Here is a 14,271-nt window from a genome sequence, read left to right on the forward strand (position 1 = left end):
CGGCGACGTCGGACGCCGCCGCCGCCAACGCCTCTGGTGTCACGACAAGCAGGGACATCGAAACCTCCGGCGCGTAGGACCAACGGCGGCTACCCGGGATCGTCACCGCCGACTGACAGTTTCGGCATCGTATGCCGACCCGCGCGGCTGCGTCCGGCTTTATCGAGAATCTTCGTTTTCAGGCCCAGCCGGGCACGCCTATCGCGCCGCCGGGACCGCGGCGGTGACCGGGGCCGGTGTCAAGGCGGGTTTGGCGAGCACCGCCGCGATCCCCGTCGTCAACGGCACCGACAGCGCCAGCGCGATGCCGCCCACCGCGGAGCGGGCGAGCTCGATCGCCACGCTCTCACTGGTCAGCACGTCGGTCAGCGACCGGTTGGAGACGCTGAACAGCAGCAGCAACGGCAGCGACGTGCCGGCGTAGGCCAGCACCAGCGTGTAGACCGTGCTGGCGATGTGGTCGCGGCCCACCCGGATGGCGCCGAGGAAGACCGCCTGCCGCGAGCCCCCGAGGTGCGCGAGCTCGAACACGGTGGACGCCTGGGTCACCGTCACATCGTTGAGCACGCCCAGCGACCCGATGATGAACCCGACGAGCAGCAGCCCGCTGATCGACACGTTGCCCAGATACGCGGAGACCTGGCCGTTCTGGTCGTCCGACAGGCCGGTGAGATGCGCCAGATCGACTGCGGCCCAGGACAATCCGGCGGCCAGCAGCAACGCCGACAGGGTGCCCAGCAGGGCGGCGCTGGTGCGCAGATTGACGCCGTGGGCGAGGTAGATCACGGCGTAGAGGATGGCCGCGGACGCCACCAGCGCGACCGGGACCGCCGGCGCGCCGTCGCGCAGCGCGGGCAGCAGGAACACCACCAGCACCAGGAACGCGACCACGATGCCGACCAGCGCGAGCAGCCCGCGCCAGCGGGCCACCGCGACGACCACGACCGCGAACGCGACCGCGAGGGCGATCAGTTGCCAGCCGCGCTCGAAGTCGTAGAAGGCGTAGCTGGTCGCGCCCTGCTCGTCGACCTGCCGGACGAGCCGGACGCGATCACCCGGGGCGAAGTGCGGCTGTCCCGGTCCCGGCGACGCCTCCAACAGCGTCGTGGCGCCGGCGTTCGGCCCCGAGTCGATGGCCATCAGCGTCTGGATGCATCGCCCGGCGCCGGGGGCCGCCGGTTGCGGCGCCGTGGTGAGCACCTGACCCGCGGACGCGCTGCCGCAGTCGGCCAGCGCGCTGGACAGCACGTGTCCCCGCTGGGTGCTCACGGCGCCGCCGTCGGCGTTCTGGAAGGGCATCGGGATGTCGACGTGCTGGCGGCTGGGCCAGAGCAACGCCGCGCCGGCGATCACGGCCACACCGATGGCGACCAGCAGCCCGACGACGATCTTGGCGGGTCGCGGACCCAGCGGAGACGGGCCCCCGGACAAGCTGTGCGAGTGCGAGTGGGTCACCCGGTCGAGGGTAAAGGGCGCCGCTGCGAGCCGGCTTACTGGCGATAACTGGTCAAAAAGTTGCCCAGCCGCTCGATCGCGGCGGCGAGGTCGCGCGACCACGGCAGCGTCACGATCCGCAGGTGATCGGGCTCCGGCCAGTTGAATCCGGTGCCCTGGGTCACCAGGATCTTCTCGGACAACAGCAGCTCGAGGACGAGTTGCTCGTCGTCGGCGACGTCGTAGACCTCGGGGTCCAGCCGGGGAAACGCGTACAGCGCGCCCTCGGGCTTGACGCAGGACACGCCCGGGATCTCGTTGAGTTTGGTCCAGGCGACGTCGCGCTGCTCGAGCAACCGGCCGCCGGGAAGGACCAGGTCCTCGATGCTCTGATGGCCGCCGAGCGCGACCTGGATCGCGTGCTGCGCCGGAACGTTCGGGCACAACCGCATGTTGGCCAACAGGCTGATCCCCTCGATGAAGCTGCTGGCGTGGTCCTTGGGGCCGGTGATGGCCAGCCAGCCGGCCCGATAGCCGGCGACGCGGTACGCCTTCGACAGGCCGTTGAAGGTCAGGCACAGCATGTCGGGCGCGAGCGAGGCCACGTTGATGTGCTTGGCGTCGTCGTAGAGGATCTTGTCGTAGATCTCGTCGGCGAGCAGGAGCAGCTGATGCTTGCGCGCCAATTCGACCATCTGCGTGAGGATTTCGCGACTGTAGACCGCGCCGGTCGGGTTGTTGGGATTGATCACGACCAGCGCCTTGGTGCGCTCGGTGATCTTGGACTCCAGGTCGGCGATGTTGGGTTGCCAGCCCTGGGTCTCGTCGCACAGGTAATGCACGGGGGTGCCGCCCGCCAGCGACGTCGACGCCGTCCACAGCGGGTAGTCCGGCGCCGGGATCAACACCTGGTCGCCGTTGTCCAGCAGGGCCTGCAGCGTCATCGTGATCAGCTCGGAGCACCCGTTGCCCAGGAACACGTCGTCGACGTCGAACCGGGGGAAGCCCTCGACCAACTCGTAGCGGGTGACCACCGCGCGGCGGGCGGGCAGGATGCCCTGCGAATCCGAGTAGCCCTGGGCGTACGGCAACGCCTGGATCATGTCGCGCATGATCACGTCGGGCGCCTCGAAGCCGAACGGCGCCGGATTGCCGATGTTGAGCTTGAGGATTCGGTGTCCCTCGGCCTCCAGCCGCGCGGCGTGCTGGTGCACCGGGCCGCGGATCTCGTACAGGACGTCCTGAAGCTTGGACGACTGCACGAAGGTCCGCTGCCGGTGATGACCGACGGCGTGCACGGGCAGCTGGTGAGTAGTCACGTCACCTATGGTGCCATCGTTGTCCAGCGAAATTTGCTGACAGCATCAATTTGTGATCAACGCTTACCCGGGGGGCGAGCGCCGCGCGCGATGCCCAGCCCCTTCACGGGCGCCGCGGGCTTTGCTGCGTCGCCGTCGGACTGTGTGGACGGCTCCGGTGTCGGCTCGGGCTCCGCTTTTGCTTCGGGCGCGGCCGGTGCCTCGGTCGCCTGGGCGGGCGCCGCCTTCTTGGCGCCGGGTCGCTTCGCGCCGGCGGCGATGCCCAGCCCCTTGACGGGCGCGGCGGGTGCCTTGGGTTCCTCAGCCGGCGCCTCCGCGGCCGGGGCCTCGGCGGGCGCCTCGGTCGCCTTGGCGGCCGCGGCGGGTGCCGCCTTCTTGGCGCCGGGTCGCTTGGCGCCGCCGGCGATGCCCAGTCCCTTGACGGGCGCGGCGGGGGCCTTGGCTTCCTCGGCCGCGGGCGCTTTGGCCTCGGCGGCGGGTGCGGCCGCGGGCGCGGCCTTCTTGGCGCCGGGTCGCTTGGCGCCGCCGGCGATGCCCAACCCCTTGGCGGGGGCGGCCTTCGCCAGCTCGGCGGCCTTGGCGGGTTCGGGCTCCTCGGCCTTGGCGGGCGCCTCGGCGGGCGCGGTCGCGGTCGCGGCCTTGGGTGCCGCCTTGGGCTTTTCGGTGGCCCGCTTCTCGGCTTCCTTTGCGGCCGTGCCCTTTTCGGGCAGGGTCGCCTTGTCGTACTCGAGTGACCCGAGCAGGATCTGGGCCACGTCGAGCACCTCGACGCCGCTGCGGCCCGCTTCCTCCTGCCGGTCGTTGACGCCGTCGGTGACCATCACCCGGCAGAACGGGCAGCCGGTGGCGATCGTGGCGGCGTTGGTGGCCAGCGCCTCGTCGACGCGTTCGTGGTTGATCCGCTTGCCGATGTGCTCTTCCATCCACATGCGGGCACCGCCGGCGCCGCAGCAGAAGCTGCGCTCGGCGTGGCGCGGCATCTCGGTGAGGTTGGCTCCCGCGGCGCCGATCAATTCCCGGGGTGCCTCGTACACCTTGTTGTGCCGGCCCAGGTAGCAGGGGTCGTGATAGGTGATGTCCTGCGACACGGGTGTGACGGGCACCAGCTTGTTGTCGCGCACCAGCCGGTTGAGCAGCTGGGTGTGGTGCAGCACGGTGTAGTTCGACCCCAGCTGCCGGTACTCCCTGCCGAGGGTGTTGAAGCAGTGCGGGCAGGTCACCACGATCTTGCGGTCGACGGTCTCCACGCCCTCGAAGACGCCGTCCAGGGTCTCGACGGCCTGGGCGGCCAGCTGCTGGAACAGGAACTCGTTGCCCGAGCGGCGCGCGGAGTCGCCGTTGCAGGACTCGCCGGTGCCCAGCACCAGGTACTTCACGCCGGCGATGGCCAGCAACTCGGCGACGGCCTTGGTGGTCTTCTTCGCCTTGTCGTCGTAGGCGCCCGCGCAGCCCACCCAGAACAGGTACTCGAAACCGTCGAAGCTCTCGACGTCCTCGCCGTACACCGGGACGTCGAAGTCGACCTCGTCGATCCAGTTGGTCCGGTCGGAGGCGTTCTGCCCCCACGGGTTGCCTTTGGTCTCAAGGTTTTTGAACAACACCGACAGCTCGGACGGGAACTCCGACTCCATCATCACCTGGTAGCGGCGCATGTCGACGATGTGATCGATGTGTTCGATGTCCACCGGGCACTGCTCCACGCAGGCCCCACAGGTCACGCAGGACCACAGCACGTCGGGGTCGATGACGCCGCCCTGTTCTTCGGTGCCGACCAGCGGTCGGGTGGCCTGCGCCGGTCCCGAGCCCAGCACGCGGCCGAAGCCCGACTCGGGGACGTGGTGCTCCTCGGCGTGCTTCTCGCCGGACAGTTCCTCGCCGACCCCGCCCTCCGGCGTGTTCTCGGCGGGGGTCTCCTTGTCGCCGAGGATGTACGGCGCCTTGGCCATCCAGTGGTCGCGCAGGTCCATGATGACGAGCTTGGGGGACAACGGCTTTCCCGTGTTCCAGGCCGGGCACTGGGACTGGCACCGCCCGCATTCGGTGCAGGTGGCGAAGTCGAGCATCGCCTTCCAGCTGAAGTCCTCGATCTTGCCGCGCCCGAATTCCGCGTCGTCGGGCGGATTTTCGAAATCGATCGGCTTGCCGTCGGCCTCGATCGGCAGCAGCGGGCCCAGCCCGTCGGGCAGCCGCTTGAAGATGACGTTGATGGGCGCCGAGAAGATGTGCAGGTGCTTGGAGTGCAGCACGATGATCAGGAACGCCAGCATGACCGCGATGTGCAAGAGCAGGGCCGTCGTCTCGATGATCTCGTTGGCGGGCTGGCCGAGCGGCCGCAGGATCGCGCCGAACAGCTGCGACAGGAAGGCGCCCTTGCCGTAGGGGAGCGTGCCGTTGTTGACCGCGGACCCGCGGACCAGCACGTACGTCCAGATGACGTTGAAGATCATGAACAGCACCAGCCAGGCGCCGCCGGTGTGCGAGCCGTAGAACCGCGACGAGCGGCCGATCTCACGCGGGCTGCGCATCAACCGGATGATCGCGAACGTGGTGATGCCGAGAAAGACGGCGGTGGCGAAGAAATCCTGCAGGAAGCCCAGCGCGTCCCAGCGCCCGATGATCGGGATGTGGAAGTTCGCCTGGAACAAAAATCCGTAGGCCTCGATGTAGACCGTGAGCAGGATGAAGAAACCCCACATGGTGAAGAAGTGCGCCAGGCCGGGAATCGACCACTTCAGCAACCGGCGCTGCCCGAAGACCTCGGCGATCTCCGTCCAGAGCCGCCGACCGACGTCGTCGGTGTGCCCCGGGGCAGGTTTCCCGGCGGTGACCAGCCTGAACAGGAAAAGCACCCGCCGTGCCGCGAAGGCGAGCACGAGCAACGTCATGCCCATGCCCACGATCAGTCTGATGAGCATCTGCGTGGTCACAAAAACTCTCCCCGATGCCTAGTTACTTAGCCTGCTCTGTTTCCCGATTAGCCCTGCTCATAGTTGCATCTCCGCCGCTAACGGTGCGAGAAAGGCTGCCCTAACTTACCGGCCGGGGTGGCCTTGACCTGTGATTGCGTCGGCCTGACACGCGGCGCATCCGCCGGCGTCAGTAGCCCCGCGGCGGCGACGTCGTCATCGGCCAGGGAAGCGTCGTCGTCGGGTAGGTCGAACCCGGGTAGGTCGGCGGGTAGGTCGTCGCCGGGTTGCTCGGCGGATAGGTCCGTGCCGGGTAGGTAGTGGTGGTTGGCGCCGTGGTGCCCGGAGCGGTTGTCGTCGTCCGGGTCGGGGTTGTCGACCGGGCGGTCGCGGTGGACGTCGGCCGAGTGGAGGCCCACGTCTGCGGCGGCTGGGTGGTCACCGTGGTCACAGTGGTCACCGTGGTCACCGGCGTCGGCGGCGGGGGCGCCTCTGCGGGGCTCGGGCTGAGCACGCTCGGGGAGGGTGACTCCGAGTTCTTTTGCACTGCTGACGATTCGACCGGCGAGGTGACGTCCGAAGGGGTTGGACTTTTGATGGAGGTCAGCTTGAATACCGCGACCACCACCATGCTCACCAGGGCGACGGCGGCGGCGCCGGTGACGCCGACGAGTAGTCCGGGGCGGGCGAACCAGCGCCTGCGCGCGGGAGCGGAGCTTTCGGATGCGGGGTGCTCATAATCTGCGCCGTCGTCCACGTAGGGAAGTGGTTCGGCGCCCGCGTCGGCGTCCTGCGACCACGCCAGCGCGCGGTAGGTCGCCGACTGGTCGGCGTCGGCGGCCGATTCACCGGCCGCCTCGCTCGCGGCCTGAATCGCCCAGCCAGCCGGCGCGATGTCGGTCAGCTGGCCTCGCGCGGGGGGCGGTGCTTCCAGCACGCCCGGGGCCGGGGGGACGCTCGGCGAGGTCCGCTGCCGGCCCAGCTCGGCGGCGCCGATCGCCGCGCTCAACGCCGGCTGCGGCGTGGTGAAGATCGGCACATCCAGGCGCTCCGACAGCCGCGAGGTGATCAGTGGAATGCAGGCGCCGCCCCCCACGGTCGCGGCGGCGGCCAGGTTGGTCCTGGGAATCCCGTTGCGCTGCAAGATGTCCTCTACGGCCGCGACGAATTCGTCGAGCGGGTCGGAGATCATGTTTTCGAACTCGCCGCGGGACAGCCGCACGTCTTGACCAAAACCCGGCATCGCGGCCGGAACGACGGTCACGGTGGCCGCCGACAACTGCTCCTTGGCGCGCCGGCATTCGTCGAACCGACGGCTCAGCGACGCCATCGGGTTGGTGCCCGTGCGGTCGGCGCCCTCGGGAAAGTCTTCTGCTGTCTGCAGGTTTCGCAGGATCAACTGGTCGATCCGATCGCCCGAGAACTCGCCGTACCGGACGGTGGGGCCGATCTGGTGAAAGTTCGACGTGGCGTCGGTCAGGGTGACGCTGGTGCCGCTCGCACCGAAGTCGCACAGGGTGACGACGCCATCGGTCGGGAATCCCGGTTTGGAGTGCAGAGCCGCGAGTGCGGCCGTCGCGTCCGGGATCGTTACCGGAGGCACGCCGCCCGGAGGCGTCAGGGCCGGCTGCGCGAACAATGCCTCACGCAGCAAACCAGTTTGGTCCGCCGACCAGTACGCGGGAACGGCGACGGTCACCGGCGCGCCGTAGCCGACCATGCGCGCCATTGCATCGAGCGCTTCGGCGGTCAGCAGCTCGGAGCTGTGCTGGGTCCCGTCGGCCGCCAGCAGGGGAGAGGAGCGTCCCACCCGCTCGACGAATCCCCTCATCACCTGGCCTGACTCGATCGAGTTCGGTTCCGGGTCACCGACTTTCGTTGCTCCGTGTTGAAAAAGTGTCAATACGGAGCTGCGGGTCAACGGCGTGCCCCCCGCGCACGTCCCCACCAGATTGGCCACTCCGATTGACAATCCGAGCGAATCGCTCACTCCCTGCGCCCCTGTCCACCCACGCCCGTGGGGGTACCCACGGCCCGGCGGAAAAACCGGACGATTGTCTTAACCGGGGTTTAGCGGCGGAACGGCGGTTCAGGCAGCAGCGGAGGCCGTTGCCTGGTGGTCGGCGCCGCCGACGTGGTGGTCGGCGCGGCGCTCGTGGTGGTCGGCGCGGCGCTCGTGGTGGTCGGCGCCGCGCTGGTGGTGGTGGGCGCGGGCGTCGTCGTGGTGGGCGCCTGGCTGGTGGTCGTGTCGGGCGGCTGCGTCGACGGTTGCGGTGGGGGCGGGAGCACCGTCACGGTGGTGGTGCCGTTGGGCGCCGTGATCGTCTCTGTCTGTGACGTTTGCGGTGCGGCCGGTTCGTTCGGCGGGGTGTTGTTGACCGGGTTCGGCTTGGGGTGGCCGAGGGTCAGCGCCAACACGACCGCGACCAGCACGGCCGCGGCCGCGCCGAGGACGCTCAACACCAGCGCCGTGCGCTTGTACCACGGCAGCGAACCCGGGGCGGCCGCGTACCGGCCGCTGTCCGCGTCGCCGGATCCCGTTGGCTCCCGGCCATATTGGCCGGTCATGTCGGGTCCGGCGTACGGCACCGGCTCGGCGGCGTCGTCCTCGTCCTGTGACCACGCCACGGGGCTGGCGCCCTCGGCGACCCGCGCCGTCTCCACCAGTTCGGTCGGGTTCTCGACGACGGGGCCGGCCGCGGTCGCGACGCCCGCCGCGGCCTGTATCCCGCCGAGCGCGGCCGCGCCGATGGCGGCGGTGAGCGCGGGATGCGGCGCGGCGTGGACCGGTGCCTGCAGGCGATCGGACAGCCGGGCGCTGATCAGCGGAATGGCGGCGCCGCCGCCGACGGCCGCCACGGCGGCCAGGCTGGATCGCTGAATCCCGTTGCGCTGCAGGGTGTCTTCGAGGGAACTGACGAATCGGTCCAGTGGTGGCGAGATGAGTTGTTCGAATTCGGCGCGGGAGAGCCGGACCTCGTCGCCGGAGTCCGCCGCGACCGTGGCGGCGGTGGTGGTCGACAGCTGTTCCTTGGCGCGGCGGGACGCGGCGAGCAGCCGGGAGTGCGAACCGATCCGCGCGGTGCCGGCCAGGTCGGCGCTGGTGGCGTCGGAGGCACCCGCGCGCACGTACTCGAGGATCAGTTGATCGATTGCGTCGCCGGAGAAATCGGTGTAGCGCACCGACGGACCGATCTGCTGGGAGTTGGCTCCGGCGTTGACCAGAGTGACGCTGGTGCCGCTGGCGCCGAAGTCGCACAGGGCGACGATGCCCTGGGCCGGAAATCCGGGCGTGCCGCGCAGCGTCGCGAGCGCCGCCGTGGCGTCGGAAACCAGGGTCGGCGCCACCCCGCCGCGCGTCAGGTCCGGTTGGGCGAAGAATTCCTCGCGCAGCGCGGTGGTCTGCGCGTCGGACCAATACGACGGGACCGCGACGGTGACCGGTGTGCCGTAGCCGACCGTGCGCGCCATGGCTTCGATCGCTTCGACCGTCAGCACCTCACCGAGGTATTTCGTGCCGTCGGCCGCCACCAACGGGGCCCGGTCGCCGACCCGCTCGACGAAGCCGCGCAGCACCAGCCCGGATTCGGTCAGGTTCGGGTTTTCCTCCGGCAGGCCGATTTCGGTGGGCCGGTTTTCGAACAGCGTCAGCACCGCACTGCGGACCACGGGCGCGCCGCTCCCGCGGGCCGCAACCAGGTTGGCCGCGCCGATCGACAAACCGAGCGGCTCGCTCATGTCGCACACCCCATTCCAGCGAGTCTATGAGCGCGGGCGCTGCCGCAGGCAGTGACGGCAGCCCTGACGAAGCGCCGAGTCTGTAAATCCGCAGCCAAAGTGCGAGTGAGGGCCTGCAAAATTTCCGGCTCGGCGCAACGAGGCGCGAACCCAACTACCTTAGCGGCGGCAGCGTGACCACCGGCCCGTCGGGAATGGTGATCACCGACGGCAGCTGCGGCAGGTGATGCCGGTGCGTCGGCTGTTGCTGGGTCGGCTGGCGCGTCGGCTGCCCGGTGGGCTGCTGTGCCGGCGGCTCGACAGCGCTGCTGCCGGGCGTCTCGGACGGCGCGGTGGTGGTCGGCGTCGTCGTCATCGGCGTGGTCGTCGCGGTCGTCGGGGTGGTGCTGCTCGTGGTGCTCGGGCTGGTGCCCTGGCCGCCCTGAATCAGCTCCATGAGCCCGTAAACGATCAGCGCGAGCAGGATCGCGACGGCGATCACCCACGCGATGACCCCCAGGGGCCGCCGATACCAGGGCGTGGGCTCGGGTTCCTGATCGAACGGATCGAGCGCATCGGGCGCCTCGGGTGCCCCCGCCTGATCGGACGGGATGTCCGCGGGCGGGGATTCACCCGGCCTCGGGGGGCCGCCCGGGCCGCCGTAGTTCGCAAACTGCGTCCGCTGGTTGTGGAAGTCGTCGGGTGGGCCGTTGGGTGCCACGGCACCGATGGTACTGACACCGCATTTCCGGCCAGCTCAGCACCGGCGCGGCGTGTTCAGTCGGCGCCGGCGGGCGCGGTCACCGATGCCCGCGTCCCGCCGCCGGGAGCCGACGTGAGGTTCATCGACCCGCCCATCGCCTCGATGCGAACCGCCAGCGAAGCGAGCCCGATGTGCCCTTCGGCGACGCATCGATCCAGGATGGCCGGATCGAAACCCACTCCGTCGTCGACGACGCTGAGCGTGATCGCGTCGCCGGCGCGGCTGAGGCGCACCCGCACGGTGCCGGCCTGCGCGTGCTTGTAGGCGTTGGCGAGCAGCTCGCGGGCCGCCCGGTAGAGCAGGGACTGTGATCGGGGCCGGTCGACCTCGTCGAGATCGGCCTCGACGGCGAAGCTCCCGCGCAGCTCGTAGGAGCGCAGCAGCTCGCGCAGCGCGGCGGTCAGACCGACTTCGGTGAGCACCTGGGGATGCAGCGCGGTGACGGTGCTGCGCAGCCGGGTCGCCGTTTCCTGGACGGCCTGGTATGCGGCGTCCAGCCCCGGATCGTTGTGCCGTTCGCGGACCTCGTCGAGTTCGAGCCGCGCCGCGAGCAGATCCTGCAGCGGCCCGTCGTGCAGGTGCTCGGCCAGTGCCCGGGCGTTGCGCTCGTCGGCGCGCATCGCCTCCGACACCAGCGTGCGGCGCATCTCGAGCAGCGCCGCCACCCGCGCCGCGGCGCGGGTCAGGAAATAGCACAGCGCGGTCATCGCGGCCGCGAGCCACAGCAGCAAACCGAAATGGGTGTACACCAGGCTCGGCAGTTCGACGGTGTCGTCGCGCTTGGAGTAGACGATCCACACGCCGAGATACCCGACGGCGGTGCAGATCCCCACGGCGGCGGCCAGCGCCGGGCGATCCTGGAACGCGACCGAGATGGGCAGCAGGAAGAACACCGGCAGCAACGCCACCGTGGCGCCGCCCGACACCACGCACAGCGCCACCACGGTCAGCACGTCGATACCCGTCGACGCCCAGCCTGCCCACGGCGGCACCGGGCCGCGCAGCACCACCACCACCCACACCAGCGCGGCGACGCTGTAGGTCCCGAGGATCACCGCGTAGGCCAACGGCAACCAGTGCTCGACCTCCCACACCGAGACCAGCAAGACGATCAGACCGATCAGCGGCAGGCGCAGGAACGCCGACAAGCGGACGGGCTCGGCCGCCACGAAGTCGACCATTCGAGCCACCGGGCGGCCCATGCTATTCGAGCAGTCCGCGCCGCATGGCGGCCGCGACGGCCGCGGCGCGATCGTTGACACCGAGCTTCTCGTACAACCGTTGCACGTGGGTCTTGACCGTGGACGGCGCGAGGAACAGTTCTGCGGCGATCGCGGGGATGGTGCACCCCTGGGCGATGAGGTTCAGCACCTCGCGCTCGCGGGAGCTTAGCGCCGGCGCCGGGGCTTCGGCGCGGCGGCGGATCTCCCCGGCCAGACCGGCGGCAAGGGCCGGCGAGACGACGTCGCGGCCCTCGGCGCAGTCCAGCACGCCCCGCACGATCTCGCTTTTCGTCGATTCCTTGGGCAGGAACCCCGCGGCGCCCTCGGCCAGGGCGTGGAAGACGATCTCCGACTCGTCGTGCGCCGACAGCAGCAACACCCGCGTCGGCAGGTTGTCGCTGCGCACCGCGGCGGCGACCTTGGCGCCGTCCATGCCGGGCATCCGGTAATCGAGCAGGGCGACGTGCGGCAGGTGGGTCTTGATCAGCGCCAGGGCGGCGATGCCGTCGTCGGCTTCGGCGACGACGTCGACTTCGCCGCTCGAGGTCAGCGCGCGCACCACCCCATCGCGGAACAGCGGGTGATCGTCGCCCACGACCACGCGCACTTTCTCGGTCGTTGCCCGGCCGACCATGCCGCTCAGTGTCACACAGAGGTTGCCGCCGTTTCCCCCAATCGGGGGACGCGTGATTCATCCCGCGCTCCGACCAGTCGGCGGACAGACAGCGGCGGGCCGTCCCGGGATAGTCATAGCCCGGGGGTGGGACCCGGCAGAAGGATCTACGTGTCCAAGATCAGGGATGTAACCACCGTTTCCGTCGCGAAGGTGCCCGAGGCCCGCCTGGAGTGGGTCTCCCAGGCGCTGTGCCGCACCACCAATCCCGACGAGCTCTTCGTTCGCGGAGCCGCGCAGCGCAAAGCGGCCGCGATTTGCCGGCACTGCCCGGTCATCGCCGAGTGCCTCGCCGACGCGCTCGACAACCAGATGGAGTTCGGCGTGTGGGGCGGCATGACCGAGCGCCAGCGGCGGGCGTTGCTCAAGCAGCACCCCGAGGTGGGCTCCTGGTCGGAGTTCTTCGAAGCCCGGCGCAAGCGCCGCCGCCGGACGGGCTAAGCGGTCAGCCCCAGCTCCTGGTCGATCTGCGGCCAGTACTGCGGGCCGTCCAGGGTGAGGATGATCCAGTCGTGGATCTGGCCGTTGGCCAACACGAAGTTGAACGGGGCGTGCGCCGTAACCGCCTCCTGCTGGAGGACGAGCACGTCGGGCGACAGCGAGTCCAGGTTGCCCGAGTAGACATACGTCGGCGGCAGCCCGTGCAGGACCGCAGATGTCGCATACAGCGGGCTCACCATCGGGTCGGTCACGGAAAGGCCGCCCGCCCACTCCCTGCCGATCACCACGCCGGGCCCCACCGGAAGCAGCGGATCCTGAACGAACGCGATGTTGGGGTTGCTGAACGTGACGTCCAGCCACGGGGACAGCAGCACCATCGACGACGGCACGGGGGCAAGCGGGTTCTGCATCAAGGTGTATTCCTCGGCCGCCAGGGCGAGATTGCCGCCCGCGGAGTCACCGATCACGCTGACGTTCGGTGCCCCGTGCATGGCGATCTGCGAGTTGATGAAGCCGGCCATGTTGGGCACCACCGTGCCGGCGGTGCCGCCCTGCTGCAGCAACGGGTAGATCGGCACCTCGATGGTCGCGCCGGTCTGGTACGCCATCACCGTGTAATCGAGCCAGTGGAAGATCGACGGCGCGAAGATGAACGCGCCCCCGTGGATGGCGACCACGTAGTCCCCGTTCGGGTGGGCCGGCGTGATCTGCACGACGGGCATCCCGTTGTAATTCGTCTGTTGGACCGTCTCCCCGAGCAGCAACGTCAACAATTTCGGCGGGGTGTTGCTGAGGCCGATCCCCAGTAGCGGGTTGTCGCCGGTAAACAGTTGCAGCAGCGGGGAACTCGGCGATTCGATGTAGTTTTGCAGCCCGGAGAAGGCCAGGAACGGTTTGACCGGGTACAGCGCGGCTTCCTCGAATCTGGTGAGCAGCGACGGTCCGCCGGTGAACGTCCCGGTCTGCGTCGCCGAGAAGGGCGGCGCGGCCGGTGCGCCGAAGATCGTGCCGAGCACCGTGTTGGCCAGGTTGTTGAATCCGCCCTCGACGGCCTGGACGAATTCGCCGGGCAGGTTTTCCAGCGCCAGTTCCCACTGGCCCAGCTGCGCGACCGTGGCCGACGCGCTGGCGTGATAACCGCCCATCGCGGCGACGTCCTGCGCCCACATCCGTTCGTATTCGGCCTCGGCCGCCGCGATCGCCGGGGCGTTCTGTCCGAACAGGTTCGAGATCACCAGCGACACCAGCTGGCCGCGGTTGGCGGTGATCGATCCGGGGTTCACGATCGTGGCCAGCGCGGCCTCGTAGGCGCTGGCCGCCGCCCGCGCCTGGGCCGCCGACTCTTCGGCCTGTGCCGCGGCCCCGCCCAGCCAGTCCACGTACCCGGCGGCCGCGGTGCTCATCGACGCCGACGACGGGCCCTGCCAAGCCTGGCCGGCCAGGTCCGAGGTGACGGAGTTGAAGGCGTTGGCCGCCGCGCTCAGCTCGCTGCGGATCCCGTCCCAGGCCGCCGCCGCCTCCAGCATCGGCGCCGAACCGGGGCCGTCAAGCAGCAGCACCGAATTCACCTCGGGCGGCCACACCAAAAAGCTCATCACCGCTCCCCTCGATCAGCACTGATCGCATTCCCCTTCCAGGAACGTACCGCATCGTGTCGGGCGGTCATCCACGTTTCGCGGCCAATCAGGCTGTGCCGCTTCGATCATGACCGCCGAAACTTGTCGTACCCCGTTGTGATGATGGGGGTATGTTTTCGACGCCGCCTCCGTTGGGGGTGAACCATAAGAAGCGCCTG

General features: G+C 69.5%; 10 protein-coding genes. 1 reads left to right on the forward strand and 9 read right to left on the reverse strand.

Going from position 1 to position 14,271, the window contains the following annotated elements:
• Positions 1–198 precede the first annotated feature (198 nt).
• The 8 genes from A5673_RS11365 to A5673_RS11400 form a co-directional block, all read right to left on the reverse strand.
• Positions 199–1,455 carry a YibE/F family protein gene (locus A5673_RS11365; RefSeq protein WP_068231510.1) on the reverse strand — a complete coding sequence of 419 codons (1,257 nt, stop codon included), beginning with the start codon at positions 1,453–1,455 and terminating at the stop codon, positions 199–201.
• A 35-nt stretch (positions 1,456–1,490) separates the two neighbouring features.
• Positions 1,491–2,780 carry a pyridoxal phosphate-dependent aminotransferase gene (locus A5673_RS11370; protein ID WP_068231513.1) on the reverse strand — a complete coding sequence of 430 codons (1,290 nt, stop codon included), beginning with the start codon at positions 2,778–2,780 and terminating at the stop codon, positions 1,491–1,493.
• Between the two features lie 29 nt (positions 2,781–2,809).
• Complete coding sequence (locus A5673_RS11375; protein WP_068231516.1) at positions 2,810–5,680, reverse strand: heterodisulfide reductase-related iron-sulfur binding cluster; 2,871 nt, start codon at positions 5,678–5,680, stop codon at positions 2,810–2,812.
• Between the two features lie 169 nt (positions 5,681–5,849).
• Positions 5,850–7,490, reverse strand: coding sequence for an Hsp70 family protein (locus tag A5673_RS11380; RefSeq protein WP_231971001.1), 1,641 nt, complete (start codon positions 7,488–7,490; stop codon positions 5,850–5,852).
• Positions 7,491–7,729: 239 nt separating this feature from the next.
• Positions 7,730–9,397, reverse strand: a complete 1,668-nt coding sequence (locus A5673_RS11385) for an Hsp70 family protein (RefSeq protein WP_068231522.1) — start codon at positions 9,395–9,397, stop codon at positions 7,730–7,732.
• Positions 9,398–9,551: 154 nt separating this feature from the next.
• Positions 9,552–10,097 (reverse strand): hypothetical protein, encoded by a 546-nt coding sequence (locus A5673_RS11390; RefSeq protein ID WP_068231525.1) that lies wholly within the window; start codon positions 10,095–10,097, stop codon positions 9,552–9,554.
• A 56-nt stretch (positions 10,098–10,153) separates the two neighbouring features.
• Positions 10,154–11,320 carry a sensor histidine kinase gene (locus tag A5673_RS11395; RefSeq protein WP_231971003.1) on the reverse strand — a complete coding sequence of 389 codons (1,167 nt, stop codon included), beginning with the start codon at positions 11,318–11,320 and terminating at the stop codon, positions 10,154–10,156.
• Positions 11,321–11,342: 22 nt separating this feature from the next.
• On the reverse strand, positions 11,343–11,996 hold the full coding sequence (locus tag A5673_RS11400; RefSeq protein ID WP_068231532.1) for a response regulator transcription factor: 654 nt from the start codon (positions 11,994–11,996) through the stop codon (positions 11,343–11,345).
• 150 nt (positions 11,997–12,146) lie between these two features.
• On the opposite strand from A5673_RS11400, the gene A5673_RS11405 reads away from it, so the two are divergent.
• A complete protein-coding gene (locus A5673_RS11405; protein WP_369806476.1) occupies positions 12,147–12,476 on the forward strand; it encodes a WhiB family transcriptional regulator in 330 nt (109 codons plus the stop codon).
• On the opposite strand, the gene A5673_RS11410 is transcribed toward A5673_RS11405, so the two are convergent.
• A complete protein-coding gene (locus tag A5673_RS11410) occupies positions 12,473–14,071 on the reverse strand; it encodes a PPE family protein (RefSeq protein WP_197518351.1) in 1,599 nt (532 codons plus the stop codon). The two genes, A5673_RS11405 and A5673_RS11410, sit on opposite strands and share 4 nt — an antisense overlap.
• Positions 14,072–14,271: the final 200 nt, after the last annotated feature.

Source organism: Mycobacterium sp. E3198 (assembly GCF_001667015.1).
Lineage (GTDB): Bacteria > Actinomycetota > Actinomycetes > Mycobacteriales > Mycobacteriaceae > Mycobacterium.